The following is a 15,751-nucleotide window of genomic DNA, read 5'->3' as shown; positions in this document are numbered from 1 at the left end:
GCAAGGCCCTTCCGGACCAGGAGGTTTCCCGTTTCGAGAAGTCGTTGGCAGGTCTTGCCACGTACCTTCCTTGTTATTTCGGCTCTCGCCGGAATCTCTTCTTAAAGCTTGATCTCGACGTCCACGCCGGCAGCCAGGTCGAGCTTCATCAGCGCGTCAACGGTCTGCGGGGTCGGATCAACGATGTCGAGCAGGCGCTTGTGCGTGCGCATCTCGAACTGTTCACGGCTCTTCTTGTCGACGTGAGGCGAGCGGTTGACCGTGAACTTTTCAATGCGGGTCGGAAGCGGTACCGGACCGCGGACGCTTGCACCGGTACGCTTGGCGGTCGACACGATCTCCCGCGTGGAGGCATCGAGAACCCGGTGATCAAACGCCTTCAGGCGGATGCGGATATTCTGGCCGTTCATTCGACTTGTCCTTGTTTCTTTTCTTGCGTCCCGCATACGCAGAGACAGTGAATTACCAATTGCTGGCCGGCCCCTGATTTTCAAAAATCACAGGGACACCAAAGGTGTCCCTGTCACTTGTAAGCATGAGGTGCCCTGCCCGCACCGATCCGAGAAAACAGACCGGTAAAATACAGCGCAAAAACCGGACGACGCAAATCACCGTCCGATTCTGGTCTAGGCCGGCGACATACACCGCCGCCGGCAATTCGTCAATCGATTACTCGATGACCGAGGCTATGATGCCGGCGCCGTGTGCAAATCGCGCTTGCGCGCCATTTGCATCACTTCAATGCGTCGGCAGCTTCCGGCCTCTCGCTCGACTATTATTCAATAATCGAGGCGACGATGCCGGCGCCGACGGTACGGCCGCCTTCGCGGATGGCGAAGCGCAGCTTTTCTTCCATCGCGATCGGAACGATAAGCTCGACGTCAACGGTGACGTTGTCGCCAGGCATGACCATTTCCGTGCCTTCCGGAAGCGTCACGATGCCCGTCACGTCCGTCGTGCGGAAGTAGAACTGCGGACGGTAGTTCGTGAAGAACGGCGTATGACGGCCGCCTTCTTCCTTCGTCAGGATGTAGGCTTCGGCCTTGAACTTCTTGTGCGGCTTGACCGAACCCGGCTTGCAGAGAATCTGGCCACGCTCGACGCCGTTGCGGTCGACACCGCGAAGCAGCGCGCCGATGTTGTCGCCGGCCTGGCCCTGGTCGAGCAGCTTGCGGAACATTTCAACGCCCGTGCAGGTCGACTTGATGGTCGGACGGATGCCGACGATCTCGACTTCTTCACCAACCTTGATGATCCCACGCTCGACGCGGCCGGTCACAACCGTACCACGGCCCGAGATCGAGAACACGTCTTCGATCGGCATCAGGAACGGCTGGTCGATCGGACGTTCCGGGGTCGGGATGTAGGCGTCAACAGCGTCCATCAGCGCGCGGATCGCGTCTTCGCCGATTTCCTTGTTGGAGTCTTCGAGGGCAGCAAGAGCCGAACCCTTGATGACCGGAATGTCGTCGCCCGGGAAGTCGTAGGACGACAGAAGTTCGCGAACTTCGAGCTCGACGAGTTCGAGAAGCTCGGCGTCGTCAACCTGGTCGACCTTGTTCAGGAACACCACGATCGCCGGAACGCCAACCTGGCGGGCCAGCAGGATGTGTTCGCGGGTCTGCGGCATCGGGCCGTCGGCAGCCGAGCAAACCAGGATCGCGCCGTCCATCTGGGCAGCACCGGTGATCATGTTCTTGACGTAGTCGGCGTGGCCGGGGCAGTCGACGTGCGCGTAGTGGCGGTTCGCCGTTTCGTATTCGACGTGCGCCGTCGAGATCGTGATACCACGAGCCTTTTCTTCCGGAGCCGCGTCGATCTGGTCATAGGCCTTGAACTCACCAAAGTACTTGGTGATCGCCGCCGTCAGAGACGTCTTGCCATGGTCAACGTGGCCGATCGTGCCAATGTTAACGTGCGGCTTGTTGCGCTCAAACTTACTCTTTGCCATTTTCGGCTCTCCATTCTTTCATCTCCCCAAGGGGAGAAATTCGTTAAGTGTTCAGGTTTCGGGGTATTCCGGTCACTTCTGACCGGAATACTTGGCCTGGATTTCCTGGGCGACGTTGCTCGGTACCGGGGCGTAGTGGTCGAACACCATCGAGTACTGCGCGCGGCCCTGAGACATGGAGCGCAGGCTGTCGACGTACTTGAACATGTTCGCCAGCGGCACGTGAGCGTTGATGACGATCGCAATGCCGCGCTGCTCCTGGCCCTGGATCTGACCACGGCGGGAGTTGAGGTCGCCGATAACGTCACCGACATAGTCTTCGGGGGTGACGACTTCGACCTTCATCATCGGCTCGAGAAGCTGTGCACCGGCCTTGCGGGCAGCTTCACGGAAGCAGGCACGCGAAGCGATTTCGAAGGCCAGGACCGAGGAGTCGACGTCGTGGAAAGCACCGTCGATGAGGGTCGCCTTGACGCCCAGCATCGGGAAGCCTGCCAGCGGACCGGAAGACAGAACGCTCTCGATGCCCTTCTGAACGCCCGGGATGTATTCCTTCGGAACGGCACCACCGACGATCTTCGACTCGAACTTGAAGTCTTCGCCTTCCGGGTTCGGTTCGAAGACGATCTTGACGCGCGCGAACTGGCCGGTACCACCGGTCTGCTTCTTGTGCGTGTAGTCTTCTTCGCAGGTCTTCGTGATGGTTTCACGGTAGGCAACCTGCGGAGCGCCGACGTTGGCTTCGACCTTGAACTCGCGACGCATGCGGTCGACGATGATGTCGAGGTGAAGTTCGCCCATGCCGGCGATGATGGTCTGGCCGGATTCCTGGTCGGTCTTGACGCGGAAGGACGGGTCTTCGGCGGCGAGGCGGTTGAGCGCGAGGCCCATCTTTTCCTGGTCGCCCTTAGACTTCGGCTCGATCGCGATCTGGATAACCGGTTCCGGGAATTCCATGCGCTCGAGAATGACCGGCTTCAGCGGATCGCAGAGCGTGTCACCCGTGGTGGTTTCCTTGAGACCGGCAAGCGCAACGATGTCGCCCGCGAAGGCTTCTTCGATGTCTTCACGCGAGTTGGAGTGCATCTGCAGCATACGGCCGACGCGCTCGCGCTTGTCCTTGACCGTGTTGAGAACGGAAGAGCCCTTTTCGAGCTTGCCCGAGTAGATGCGGCAGAAGGTCAGCGAACCTACGAAGGGGTCGTTCATGATCTTGAACGCCAGCATCGACAGCGGTTCGTTGTCGTCGGGGTGACGCTCGATTTCCGCTTCGGTCCTGACGTCGATACCCTTGATGGCCGGAATGTCGATCGGCGACGGCAGGAATTCGACGACGGCGTCGAGCAGCGGCTGAACGCCCTTGTTCTTGAAGGCCGAGCCGCAGAACATCGGGAAGAACTTGACTTCGATCGTACCCTTGCGGATCAGCGCGCGGATCGTGTCGTTGTCGGGCATGTTGCCTTCGAGGTAGGCTTCCATGGCGGCTTCGTCGAGTTCGACGACCGTTTCGATCATCTTCTCGCGCCATTCTTCGGCCTTGTCCTTCAGGTCAGCCGGGATCTCGACGACGTCCCACTGGGCGCCGAGGGATTCGTCGCGCCAGACGAGGGCGTTCATCTCGATCAGGTCGACGACGCCCTTGAAGTCGTTTTCAGCGCCGATCGGCAGCTGGCAGACGACGGCGGTCGCGCCGAGACGGGTCTTGATCATCTCGACGGAGCGGTAGAAGTCCGCGCCGATCTTGTCCATCTTGTTGCAGAAGATCATCCGCGGAACATTGTACTTGTCCGCCTGACGCCAGACGGTTTCCGTCTGCGGTTCAACGCCGGCGTTGGCGTCGAGAAGAGCGACTGCACCGTCGAGAACGCGCAGCGAACGCTCAACTTCGATGGTGAAGTCGACGTGGCCGGGCGTGTCGATGATGTTGAAGCGGCGGGTCTTGCCGTCACGGCCCTTCCAGAAGGTCGTGGTCGCAGCGGACGTGATGGTGATGCCGCGTTCCTGCTCCTGCTCCATCCAGTCCATGGTCGCAGCGCCGTCATGGACTTCGCCGATCTTGTGCGACTTGCCGGTGTAGTAGAGGATTCGTTCGGTCGTCGTGGTCTTACCGGCGTCGATATGAGCCATGATACCGAAGTTACGGTAGTCTTCGATTTTATATTCGCGAGCCATGATGGACTGCCTTTCAATATCGATCGGTTCTGATTACCAGCGGTAATGCGAGAACGCGCGGTTTGCGTCAGCCATCTTGTGCGTGTCTTCACGCTTCTTGACCGCGCTGCCACGGTTGTTGGCAGCATCCATGAGTTCGCCGCAGAGGCGATCGACCATGGTGGTCTCGTTGCGCTTGCGAGCAGCGGCGATCAGCCAGCGGATGGCGAGAGCCTGACGGCGCTCCGGACGAACATCGACCGGGACCTGGTAGGTCGCACCGCCGACGCGGCGGGAGCGGACTTCGACATGCGGCGCGACATTGTCGAGCGCCTGATGGAAGACAGCCAGCGGCTCCTGCTTCAGCTTGCCCTGAACGGCATCGAAGGCACCGTAAACGATGCTTTCAGCGACCGACTTCTTGCCGTGAAGCATGATGGCATTCATGAACTTCGTGACGACGAGATCGCCGAACTTCGGATCCGGGTTGATCTCACGCTTTTCTGCACTATGGCGACGGGACATACTTCTTGTCTCTCAACTGTTAAGGCGCCTTATCACGCGGAGAACCTCGCGCAGCGCCGAATTCCAAATGAAAACCGAATTACTTCGGACGCTTCGCACCGTACTTCGAACGGCGCTGCTTGCGGTTCTTGACACCCTGGGTATCGAGAACGCCGCGGATGATGTGGTAGCGAACGCCCGGAAGGTCCTTCACGCGGCCGCCACGGATCATGACGACGGAGTGTTCCTGAAGGTTGTGGCCTTCACCGGGAATGTAGCCGATCACTTCGAAACCGTTGGTCAGACGGATCTTGGCAACCTTACGAAGTGCCGAGTTCGGCTTCTTCGGGGTCGTGGTATAGACGCGGGTGCAAACGCCGCGCTTCTGCGGGTTTTCCTGCAGGGCAGGAACCTTGTTACGCTTTACCTGCGCCTGACGGGGCTTGCGGATAAGCTGGTTTACGGTAGGCATACAACCATCCCTTACAAAATCTTGTCTCTCAAGCCCTTCCGGGCCGTGGCTATTGCCGTTTCCGGCGACGGACGCACCCTATCCTCATGCGCAAAATGTGGCCCTACCCGCTCTTCACGGATGGACCACAATGATCAGAGGACGCATCATCAGATGCGTCATGCATGCAGCATTTGTATCTTCAAAGTGCGTTTTAGACCCTGTTTGAGACGAACTCCGGAACATGGCGTTCCGAAAAGCCTAACCTCACATGGGTTCCGATGCCGGGCGTACTACTGTTTTCACCTGCTGACGTCAAGTGACAATCGCAATTTATTGGGTCGCCACCCCGGCGTTCCGGCCGTTTGACGGTCCCGGCCAACGATATATAGCACCCCCCTCGCGATTTTGCATGGGCCTCACAGGGAAAATCGGCTAGAAACGACGGGCAACGCCAACCACCCTTCGCGCCGGGTCTTCCGCTCCCGCGCGATTCGATTCCCGACGCAGGAAAGAAGACCGAGATGGCCCATGATCCGGACAACGACAACAATTTCGACTCGCCGATGGTCTTCATCATCATCGCCAAGGGCTATGAAGAGGAAGGCGGCGAAGGCGTAGACCTTCACATCCTCCTGCGCGCACCGGACGACGATTCCGCCGTCCGTGAGGCGCTGAACGCGCTGTCCGAGGAAGGCTTCCTTGAGGCCGATCTCGACCAGATCGGCATGATCAATGGCGCGCCGGACGAGGAGCCGCATGCGTCCGCCTATCAGGGCGCGCTCGAAGGCGAGATCGCCATCATTCGCTTCAACTGAGAGGCGCGTGCTCAGAGCAGGGTCGCAAGGCCGCCGGTGCATGCCGGCGGCCTTTCTCGTCTGTCCGAAGATCTATTTCTTGACGATCTTCCCGTTCGGTCGAGGCGTAGCTTCGGTTTCGGGCGGCAGAACCGGCACGCTGACCTCAGGCATCTTGCCGGTCAGCGAATTGAGGAAGGCGACGATGAGGGTAACCTCCCCGTCGTTCAGTTCCTGCCCGAGCTGCGCCGTCCCCATGATCGCCACCGCCTGCTTCAGGTCCCAGACCTTCCCGGAGTGGAAATAGGGAGCCGTCAGCGCGACGTTGCGGAGCGGAGCCGCACGGAAGACATAGGAATCGTCCGCCGTGTTGGTGACCGCGAAGCGCCCCTTGTCGTTCTGCGGCAGCACGTCGGCACCGGGCTTCTCGACCACGCCGAACGGGAAGTACCCCTGCCCGCCGACATTGATCCCGGTATGGCAGGAGGAGCACCCCTTGTCCATGAAGAGCGCGAGCCCCTGCTTCTGCTCCGCCGTTAATGCCTCGTCGTCGCCGTTCAGCCATGCGTCGAAGGGCGCCGGCGTGATCAGCGTCGCCTCGAAGGCCTCGATGGCCTTGGCGAAGTTGTCGAAGGTCACCGGATCGGCTTCGTCCGGAAAGGCCGCCTTGAACCAGTCGACATAGGCCGGCATCGATTTCAGCGTCGCCACGACATTCTCCGGCGTGTTCGCCATCTCGACGCCCGCCTGCACCGGGCCCTTGGCCTGGGCCTTCAGGTCCTCGGCCCGCCCGTCCCAGAACTGGGCGATGTTGAAGACGGCGTTCAGTGCCGTCGGTGCATTGCGCGGCCCTTTCTGCCAGCCATGGCCGATCGAAGTTTCCAGATTGTCATCCCCGCCGGTCGCCAGGTTGTGACAGGAATTGCAGGAGAAGACGCCGGACGCGGATATCCGCGGATCGAAGAACAGCGCCTTGCCGAGCGCGATCTTGTCCGGCGTTATCGGATTGTGGGCCACTGCCGGCGTCGTCGACGGCAGGGGTTTGAAGACCTCGAGCGCTCTCGAGCGAGTGTCGGGAACAGCGTCGGCGGCCAATGTCGAAGTCGCAACCAGAAGGGCCGAGACGGCAGTCGAAAGCTTCTTCATGGGGTGTCTCCATTCGGTTTCGAACGCCCCACAGTTTAGACTAATTCTAATAATGCGCCTTGAAATAGATCAAGTTTGCAACGCGCCACCTGCAGATGCGAAAAACCGCCCGGATCGCTCCGGACGGTCTTTTTCATCTTCGAAGTGGCGCGGCGATTATTCGCCGGCCGGAAGGTTCTCGCCGGCGGCGAGGTCCTGCAGCATCGGGGTCGCGACGTCCGCACCGGTGCCCTTCTTGCGTTCCTCGAGGATGAGGTCGTCGCGCGAGGTGGCGATGCGGCGGATCTGCGTCATGGTTCCGCCGGTACCGGCCGGGATGAGGCGGCCGACGATGACGTTCTCCTTGAGGCCCTGCAGCGTGTCGGTCTTGCCGGCGATCGCAGCTTCCGTGAGAACCTTGGTGGTTTCCTGGAAGGATGCGGCCGAGATGAACGACGGCGTCTGCAGCGAGGCCTTGGTGATACCGAGGAGGACGGGCTCGCCGGATGCCGGCTTCTTGCCTTCCTCGATCAGGCGATCGTTGGCGTCTTCCAGCTCGATGCGGTCGACATTGTCGCCGACGATGTACTGGCTGTCGCCGGCATCGGTGATCTCGACCTTCTGCAGCATCTGGCGAACGATCACCTCAATGTGCTTGTCGTTGATCACAACGCCCTGCAGTCGGTAGACTTCCTGGATTTCGTTGACCAGGTACGAGGCCAGAGCCTCGACGCCCTTGATCGCCAGAATGTCGTGCGGAGCCGGGTTACCGTCGAGGATGTAGTCACCCTTTTCGATGTAGTCGCCGTCCTGAAGATGGAAGGGCTTGCCCTTCGGGATCAGGTACTCGACCGGCTCGACACCGTCTTCCGCCGGCTCGATGATGACGCGACGCTTGTTCTTGTAGTCGCGGCCGAGGCGGATCGTACCATCGATCTCTGCGATGATGGCATGATCCTTCGGACGACGGGCTTCGAACAGTTCGGCAACGCGCGGCAGACCACCGGTGATGTCCTTGGTCTTGGCGCTTTCGAGCGGCGAACGGGCAAGAACATCACCCTGGGAGACCTTCTGGCCGGGTTCGACCGACAGGATCGCGTCGACCGAGAGCTGGAAGCGGGCTTCGCCGCCACGCGACAGCTTGAGCACGTTGCCGGCGGCGTCCTTGATGACGATCGCAGGCTTCAAGTCCGCGCCGCGCGGGGTCGAACGCCAGTCGATGACCTGGCGCTTGGTGATGCCGGTCGACTCGTCGGTCGCTTCCAGAACGGAGATGCCGTCCACGACATCCTCGAAGTGAACGATACCTTCGACTTCCGTCATCATCGGGCGGGTGTAGGCATCCCACTCGGCGAGACGCTGGCCACGACGGACCTTGTCGCCATCGTCCACGAAGACCTTCGAACCGTAGGCGACGCGCTGCGAGGAGCGTTCCACGCCGCGTTCGTCGAGGATGGTGATCGCCATGTTGCGCCCCATGGCAATGAGATTGCCTTCGGAGTTGCGCAGCAGGTTACGGTTCTTGATGGCGATCGTACCTTCGTAAGACGCTTCAAGGAACGACTGGTCGACCACGTTTGCCGTACCGCCAAGGTGGAAGGTACGCATGGTGAGCTGGGTACCCGGCTCGCCGATCGACTGCGCGGCGATGACACCGACGGCTTCGCCCATGTTGACCGGCGTACCGCGAGCGAGGTCGCGGCCGTAGCAGACGGAGCAGACGCCCGTCTGGACTTCGCAGGTCAGAGCCGAACGAATGCGGATCGACTGGATGCCAGCCTTTTCGATCTCGACGACATCGGCTTCCATGATCATCTTGCCGGCGTCGACGATGCGCTCACCCGTGACCGGATGATCGATGTCGTCGAGCGCGGTACGACCCAGAACGCGGGCGCCGATGGACGCCACGACCTGGCCGGCGTCGACGATCGCCGTCATGGTCAGGCCCTTGTCGGTGCCGCAATCGACCATGTTGACGATGCAATCCTGCGCCACGTCGACGAGACGACGGGTCAGGTAACCGGAGTTCGCGGTCTTCAGGGCGGTGTCTGCGAGACCCTTACGGGCACCGTGCGTCGAGTTGAAGTACTCGTTCACGGTCAGGCCTTCCTTGAAGTTCGAGATGATCGGCGTCTCGATGATTTCACCCGACGGCTTGGCCATGAGGCCGCGCATGCCGCCCAGCTGGCGCATCTGGTTCGGAGAACCACGAGCACCCGAGTGGGACATCATATAGATCGAGTTCATCGGCTTCTGCCGGCCGGTCGCGGGGTCGAATTCGACGGCCTTGATGCGCGCCATCATCTCTTCCGCGACCTTCTCGGTGGCCTTGCCCCAGGCGTCGACGACCTTGTTGTACTTCTCGCCCTGGGTGATCAGGCCGTCGTTGTACTGCTGCTCGTATTCCTTCACCAGGGCTTCGGTGTCACCGACGATCTTCGCCTTGGTGTCCGGGATGACCATGTCGTCCTTGCCGAAGGAAATGCCCGCCTTGCAGGCGTGGGTGAAGCCCAGCTGCATGATGCGGTCGCAGAAGATGACCGTGTCCTTCTGGCCGCAATGGCGGTAGACCGTGTCGATCATCTTCGAGATGTTCTTCTTGGTCATTTCCTGGTTGCAGATGTCGAACGGCACGTTGACGTTCTTCGGCAGAAGCTCGCCGATGATCATGCGGCCAGGGGTGGTTTCGTAGATCTTCGAAACCGGCTTGCCTTCGGCGTCGACGGTCTTGTAGCGGCCGCGGATCTTCGCGTGCAGCGTGACGACCTTGTTTTCCAGAGCGTGGTGCAGTTCGCCCATGTCGGAGAAGGCCATGCCTTCGCCCGGCTCGTTCTGGTTCATGATCGACAGGTAGTAAAGGCCGAGAACCATGTCCTGCGAGGGAACGATGATCGGGGCACCGTTCGCCGGATGCAGGATGTTGTTCGTCGACATCATCAGCACGCGGGCTTCGAGCTGGGCTTCGAGCGACAGCGGCACGTGAACGGCCATCTGGTCACCGTCGAAGTCGGCGTTGAAGGCCGTGCAGACGAGCGGGTGCAGCTGGATCGCCTTGCCTTCGACCAGCATCGGTTCGAAGGCCTGGATGCCCAGGCGGTGCAGCGTCGGCGCACGGTTCAGGAGAACCGGATGCTCGCGGATGACCTCGTCGAGGATATCCCAGACTTCCGGCTTTTCCTTCTCGACCAGCTTCTTGGCCTGCTTGACGGTCGAGGAATAACCCTTGGCGTCGAGACGGGCATAGATGAACGGCTTGAACAGCTCGAGCGCCATCTTCTTCGGCAGGCCGCACTGGTGCAGCTTGAGTTCCGGACCGGTCACGATGACCGAACGGCCGGAATAGTCGACGCGCTTGCCGAGCAGGTTCTGGCGGAAGCGGCCCTGCTTGCCCTTGAGCATGTCGGACAGCGACTTCAGCGGACGCTTGTTGGCGCCGGTGATGACGCGGCCGCGGCGGCCGTTGTCGAACAGCGCATCGACAGATTCCTGCAGCATGCGCTTTTCGTTGCGGATGATGATGCCCGGCGCGCGCAGCTCGATGAGGCGCTTCAGGCGGTTGTTACGGTTGATGACGCGACGATAGAGATCGTTGAGGTCGGACGTCGCGAAACGGCCGCCATCGAGCGGAACCAACGGGCGCAGGTCCGGCGGGATGACCGGAACGACCTTCATGATCATCCATTCCGGACGGTTGCCCGATTCGATGAAGTTCTCGACGATCTTCAGCCGCTTCATCAGCTTCTTCTGCTTCAGATCGGACGTCGTGTCGGCCAGATCCGAACGCAGGTCGCCGGCGATCTTGTCGAGGTTCATCGAGGCGAGCATCTCGTAGATGGCCTCGGCGCCGATCATCGCCGTGAACTGGTCCTCACCATATTCGTCGACCGCCAGCATGTACTCTTCTTCGGAGAGCAGCTGGTGCTCCTTGAGCGCAGTCAGGCCGGGCTCGGTCACGATGTAGTTCTCGAAGTAGAGAACGCGTTCGACATCCTTCAGCGTCATGTCGAGCAGCGTCGAGATGCGCGAGGGAAGCGACTTCAGGAACCAGATGTGGGCAACGGGTGCAGCGAGCTCGATGTGGCCCATGCGCTCGCGGCGAACGCGCGACAGCGTGACTTCGACGCCGCACTTTTCGCAGATGATGCCCTTGTACTTCATGCGCTTGTACTTGCCGCACAGGCACTCGTAGTCCTTGATCGGTCCGAAGATGCGCGCGCAGAACAGGCCGTCACGCTCGGGCTTGAACGTGCGGTAGTTGATCGTTTCCGGCTTCTTGATCTCACCGTAGGACCAGGAAAGGATCTTTTCCGGCGACGCGATCGAGATGCGGATCGAATCGAAGTGCTGGGCCGGCACCTGCGGGTTGAAAAGGTTCATGACCTCTTGGTTCATGCCTGTCTCCTTGATGGGGCAAAAGAGCCCTCAATTGGGTCACGGCGGCGGCGAAATCCCGGGTTGCCGCACCGGACCCCTAAATGACAATAACCGCGAAATGCGGCGAAACTCCCCTACCCCGGCCAGATCCGGAACGGCTGTCCCGGGAGGGAATGGCGTGCGCGGCCTTCGCCACGCACGCCCTTGTCAACCTGTTACTCGGCGGCGTCCGGAAGCTGGCTCGCATCCTCGGGGCCGACCTTCGAGTTCTCGAGTTCGACGGAGAGGCCGAGCGAGCGCATTTCCTTGACGAGAACGTTGAAGCTCTCGGGAATGCCCGCCTCGAAGGTGTCGTCGCCGCGCACGATCGCTTCGTAGACCTTGGTACGGCCCGCGACGTCGTCCGACTTGACGGTGAGCATTTCCTGCAGGGTGTATGCAGCACCGTAGGCTTCGAGCGCCCAGACTTCCATTTCCCCGAAGCGCTGACCGCCGAACTGCGCCTTACCGCCCAGCGGCTGCTGAGTGACGAGCGAGTACGGACCAATCGAACGCGCGTGGATCTTGTCGTCGACCAGGTGGTTCAGCTTGATCATGTACATGTAGCCGACGGTGACCTTGCGGTCGAAGGCCTCACCGGTACGGCCATCATACAGGACCGACTGACCCGACGGATGGAGACCAGCCTTGGTCAGCATCGAGGCGACATCGCTTTCGTGCGCGCCGTCGAAGACCGGCGTGGCGATCGAAACGCCCCGCTTGGCTTCCTCGGCGAGACGAACCAGCGACTCGTCGTCGAAGTTCTTGACCTCGTCATGAGCCTCCGACGCGTAGATATCGGTCAGCTCGTTGCGCAGCTCGGTGATGTCGAGATGCTTGCGATAGTCCTCGAGCATCTGCCCGATCTTCTTGCCCATGCCGGCGCAAGCCCAGGCAAGATGGGTTTCGAGGATCTGACCGACGTTCATACGGGACGGAACGCCGAGCGGGTTCAGAACGATGTCGACATGCGTACCATCTTCGAGGAACGGCATGTCCTCGACCGGAACGATGCGCGAGACGACACCCTTGTTGCCGTGACGGCCGGCCATCTTGTCGCCCGGCTGGATCTTGCGCTTCACAGCGACGAAGACCTTGACCATCTTCATGACGCCCGGAGGCATTTCGTCGCCGCGCTGGACCTTCTCGACCTTGTCCATGAAGCGCTGTTCGAGGCGCGACTTGGATTCGTCGTACTGGCCACGCAGAGCTTCGATCTCGCCCTGGACCTTCTCGTTCTCGACGGCGAACATCCACCACTGCGAACGCGGGTATTCCGAGACGACGGCGTTGGAGAGCTCGACGCCCTTCTTGAAGCCCTTCGGACCGGCGATCGACATCTGGCCACGTAGCATGTCGAGCAGACGACCGTAGACGTTGCGATCGAGGATCGCCTGTTCGTCGTCGCGGTCCTTCGCGAGACGCTCGATTTCCTCGCGCTCGATCGCCATCGCGCGCTCGTCCTTCTCAACGCCGTGGCGGTTGAAGACGCGAACTTCGACGACGGTGCCGAACGTGCCCGGAGGCATGCGCATGGAGGTATCGCGGACGTCGGACGCCTTCTCACCGAAGATGGCGCGCAGAAGCTTTTCTTCCGGCGTCATCGGGCTTTCGCCCTTCGGCGTGATCTTGCCGACCAGGATATCGCCCGGCTGAACCTCTGCACCGATGTAGACGATACCGGCTTCGTCGAGGTTGCGCAGCGCTTCTTCCGAAACGTTCGGAATATCGCGGGTGATTTCTTCCGGACCCAGCTTGGTGTCGCGGGCCATGACCTCGAACTCCTCGATGTGGATCGAGGTGAAGACGTCTTCGCTCACGATACGCTCGGACATGAGGATCGAGTCCTCATAGTTGTAGCCGTTCCAGGGCATGAACGCGACGAGCGCGTTGCGGCCGAGCGCCAGATCGCCGAGATCGGTCGACGGACCGTCCGCGATGATGTCACCCTTGTTGAGCACGTCACCGACGGTGACCAGCGGACGCTGGTTGACGCAGGTGTTCTGGTTCGAACGCTGGAACTTCATCAGGCGGTAGATGTCGACGCCAGACTTCGACGGATCGAGGTCTTCCGTGGCGCGGATAACGATACGGGTCGCATCCACCTGGTCGACCACGCCGCCGCGGCGAGCCGCGATCGCAGCACCGGAGTCGCGGGCGACGATCGGCTCCATGCCGGTGCCGACGAACGGTGCTTCCGCCCGCAGAAGCGGCACGGCCTGACGCTGCATGTTCGAGCCCATGAGAGCGCGGTTGGCGTCGTCGTTTTCCAGGAACGGAATGAGCGCGGCCGCGACCGAGACAAGCTGCTTCGGCGAGACGTCCATCAGGTTGATGGTGTCGCGCGGCGCGAGCATGACTTCGCCGGCATGACGGCATACGACGAATTCTTCGACGAAGGCGCCGTCGGCGGTCATCTCGGAATTCGCCTGGGCGACGTAGTACTTCGCCTCTTCCATGGCCGACAGGTACACGACCTCGTTGGTCACCTTGCCGTCGACGATCTTGCGGTACGGGCTTTCGATGAAGCCGTACTTGTTGACGCGGGCGAAGGTGGCGAGCGAGTTGATCAGACCGATGTTCGGGCCTTCCGGCGTTTCGATCGGGCAGATACGGCCGTAGTGCGTCGGATGAACGTCGCGGACTTCGAAGCCGGCACGCTCGCGGGTCAGACCACCCGGGCCAAGAGCCGAAAGACGGCGCTTGTGGGTGATTTCCGAAAGCGGGTTCACCTGGTCCATGAACTGCGACAGCTGCGAGGAGCCGAAGAATTCGCGAACAGCGGCAGCCGCCGGCTTCGCGTTGATCAGATCCTGCGGCATCACCGTGTCGATTTCGATCGAGGACATGCGTTCCTTGATCGCGCGCTCCATGCGGAGCAGACCGAGACGGTACTGGTTCTCCATCAGTTCGCCGACGGAGCGAACGCGACGGTTGCCGAGGTTGTCGATGTCGTCGATCTCGCCCTTGCCGTCACGCAGCTCGACGAGCATCTTGACGACCGCCAGGATGTCGTCCTTGCGCAGGACGCGCACGGTGTCCGGGCAGTCGAGGTCGAGACGCATGTTCATCTTGACGCGACCGACGGCCGACAGGTCGTAGCGCTCGGCGTCGAAGAACAGCGACTGGAACATGGCTTCGGCCGATTCCATGGTCGGCGGTTCACCCGGACGCATGACACGGTAGATGTCGAACAGCGCATCCTGGCGGTTCTCGTTCTTGTCCGCGGAAAGCGTGTTGCGGATGTAGGCGCCGACATTGATGTGGTCGATGCCGAGAACCGGGATCTCGTCGAAACCGGAGTCCAGGATCACCTGCAGCGACTTCTCGTCGATCTCGTCACCGGCTTCGAGATAGATCTCGCCGGTCGCCATGTTGACCATGTCTTCGGCGAGGTAGTTGCCGTAGAGATCGTCGTCGGTGGCCTTGAGGGCCTTGAGGCCTTTTTCCTGCATCTGGCGCAGCAGACGCGGGGTGAGCTTCTTGCCCGCCTCGACAACCACTTCGCCGGTGTCGGCGTCGATCATGTCGGAGATGGCCTTGGCACCTTTCAGCGCTTCCGGGCTGAAGGGAACGCGCCAGCCGCCTGCGTCACGCTGATAGACGGACTTCGAGTAGAAGGTCGACAGGATTTCTTCGCCGTCCATGCCGAGCGCCATCAGCAGCGACGTCACGGGGATCTTGCGGCGACGGTCGATGCGCGCATGAACGATGTCCTTGGCGTCGAACTCGATGTCGAGCCAGGAACCGCGATACGGAATCACGCGGGCGGCGAACAGCAGCTTGCCGGAGGAATGGCTCTTGCCCTTGTCGTGATCGAAGAACACGCCCGGAGAACGGTGCATCTGGGACACGATGACGCGCTCGGTACCGTTGACGATGAAGGTACCGTTGTTGGTCATGAGCGGCATATCGCCCATGTAGACCGACTGTTCCTTGATGTCCTTGATCGAACGGGCGCCGGTGTCCTCGTCGATATCGAACACGATGAGACGCAGCGTCACCTTCAGCGGCGCGGCGTAGGTCAGGTCACGCTGGCGGCATTCGTCGACGTCGAACTTCGGCGGTTCGAATTCGTAGGACACGAATTCGAGCATCGAAGCGCCCGAGAAGTCGGTGATCGGGAAGACGGACTTGAAAACGGCTTGAAGTCCCTCGTCGGGACGCCCCCCTTGGGGTTCGTCGACCATGAGGAACTGGTCATAGGAAGCCTTCTGAACCTCGATGAGGTTCGGCATTTCCGCCACTTCTGGAATTTTTCCAAAAAACTTGCGTACGCGCCTGCGACCATTAAAGGAAAGGGTCTGAGCCATCGTCGCTCCTTGTCAATTTGTGCATCCGGGCCTGCAACAGACGGAA

The 15,751-nt window shown here is 60.9% G+C and carries 9 protein-coding genes; 1 reads left to right on the top strand and 8 read right to left on the bottom strand.

Annotated features, from left to right (window positions below; genetic code table 11):
- Positions 1-101: 101 nt before the first annotated feature.
- From rpsJ to rpsL, 5 genes are all read right to left on the bottom strand, one after another.
- A complete protein-coding gene (gene rpsJ / locus NHF53_RS07660; protein WP_006728688.1) occupies positions 102-410 on the bottom strand; it encodes a 30S ribosomal protein S10 in 309 nt (102 codons plus the stop codon).
- 365 nt (positions 411-775) lie between these two features.
- Complete coding sequence (gene tuf, locus NHF53_RS07655; protein WP_252833715.1) at positions 776-1,951, bottom strand: elongation factor Tu; 1,176 nt, start codon at positions 1,949-1,951, stop codon at positions 776-778.
- Between the two features lie 72 nt (positions 1,952-2,023).
- Positions 2,024-4,123: an elongation factor G gene (gene fusA, locus NHF53_RS07650; RefSeq protein WP_252833714.1), complete on the bottom strand. Its 2,100-nt coding sequence runs from the start codon at positions 4,121-4,123 to the stop codon at positions 2,024-2,026.
- Between the two features lie 33 nt (positions 4,124-4,156).
- Positions 4,157-4,627 (bottom strand): 30S ribosomal protein S7, encoded by a 471-nt coding sequence (gene rpsG, locus NHF53_RS07645; protein ID WP_129331165.1) that lies wholly within the window; start codon positions 4,625-4,627, stop codon positions 4,157-4,159.
- A gap of 79 nt (positions 4,628-4,706) precedes the next feature.
- Positions 4,707-5,078: a 30S ribosomal protein S12 gene (gene rpsL / locus NHF53_RS07640; protein WP_003507760.1), complete on the bottom strand. Its 372-nt coding sequence runs from the start codon at positions 5,076-5,078 to the stop codon at positions 4,707-4,709.
- 503 nt (positions 5,079-5,581) lie between these two features.
- Here rpsL and NHF53_RS07635 point away from each other — a divergent pair.
- Positions 5,582-5,875 carry a transcriptional regulator gene (locus tag NHF53_RS07635; protein WP_114362258.1) on the top strand — a complete coding sequence of 98 codons (294 nt, stop codon included), beginning with the start codon at positions 5,582-5,584 and terminating at the stop codon, positions 5,873-5,875.
- Between the two features lie 72 nt (positions 5,876-5,947).
- Here NHF53_RS07635 and NHF53_RS07630 read toward each other — a convergent pair whose 3' ends face one another.
- The 3 genes from NHF53_RS07630 to rpoB form a co-directional block, all read right to left on the bottom strand.
- Positions 5,948-7,000 carry a cytochrome-c peroxidase gene (locus tag NHF53_RS07630; RefSeq protein ID WP_252833713.1) on the bottom strand — a complete coding sequence of 351 codons (1,053 nt, stop codon included), beginning with the start codon at positions 6,998-7,000 and terminating at the stop codon, positions 5,948-5,950.
- A gap of 156 nt (positions 7,001-7,156) precedes the next feature.
- Positions 7,157-11,371: a DNA-directed RNA polymerase subunit beta' gene (gene rpoC, locus NHF53_RS07625; protein ID WP_252833712.1), complete on the bottom strand. Its 4,215-nt coding sequence runs from the start codon at positions 11,369-11,371 to the stop codon at positions 7,157-7,159.
- A gap of 197 nt (positions 11,372-11,568) precedes the next feature.
- Positions 11,569-15,705 carry a DNA-directed RNA polymerase subunit beta gene (rpoB, locus tag NHF53_RS07620; protein WP_252833711.1) on the bottom strand — a complete coding sequence of 1,379 codons (4,137 nt, stop codon included), beginning with the start codon at positions 15,703-15,705 and terminating at the stop codon, positions 11,569-11,571.
- Positions 15,706-15,751 lie beyond the last annotated feature (46 nt).

The organism is Ciceribacter sp. RN22 (assembly GCF_024054295.1).
In the GTDB taxonomy this organism is placed as follows: Bacteria; Pseudomonadota; Alphaproteobacteria; order Rhizobiales; family Rhizobiaceae; genus Allorhizobium; species Allorhizobium lividum.
Note: the sequence above shows the minus strand (reverse complement) of the source record. Positions and strands in the feature narration are given on the sequence as shown.

Bases quoted from the DNA above. Each gene is read 5' to 3' on its own strand.
- NHF53_RS07630 (WP_252833713.1), bottom strand. From the start codon at position 7,000: ATGAAGAAGCTTTCGACTGCCGTCTCGGCCCTTCTGGTTGCGACTTCG.
- rpsG (WP_129331165.1), bottom strand. From the start codon at position 4,627: ATGTCCCGTCGCCATAGTGCAGAAAAGCGTGAGATCAACCCGGATCCG.
- rpsL (WP_003507760.1), bottom strand. From the start codon at position 5,078: ATGCCTACCGTAAACCAGCTTATCCGCAAGCCCCGTCAGGCGCAGGTA.
- rpoC (WP_252833712.1), bottom strand. From the start codon at position 11,371: ATGAACCAAGAGGTCATGAACCTTTTCAACCCGCAGGTGCCGGCCCAG.
- NHF53_RS07635 (WP_114362258.1), top strand. From the start codon at position 5,582: ATGGCCCATGATCCGGACAACGACAACAATTTCGACTCGCCGATGGTC.
- rpoB (WP_252833711.1), bottom strand. From the start codon at position 15,705: ATGGCTCAGACCCTTTCCTTTAATGGTCGCAGGCGCGTACGCAAGTTT.
- rpsJ (WP_006728688.1), bottom strand. From the start codon at position 410: ATGAACGGCCAGAATATCCGCATCCGCCTGAAGGCGTTTGATCACCGG.
- tuf (WP_252833715.1), bottom strand. From the start codon at position 1,951: ATGGCAAAGAGTAAGTTTGAGCGCAACAAGCCGCACGTTAACATTGGC.
- fusA (WP_252833714.1), bottom strand. From the start codon at position 4,123: ATGGCTCGCGAATATAAAATCGAAGACTACCGTAACTTCGGTATCATG.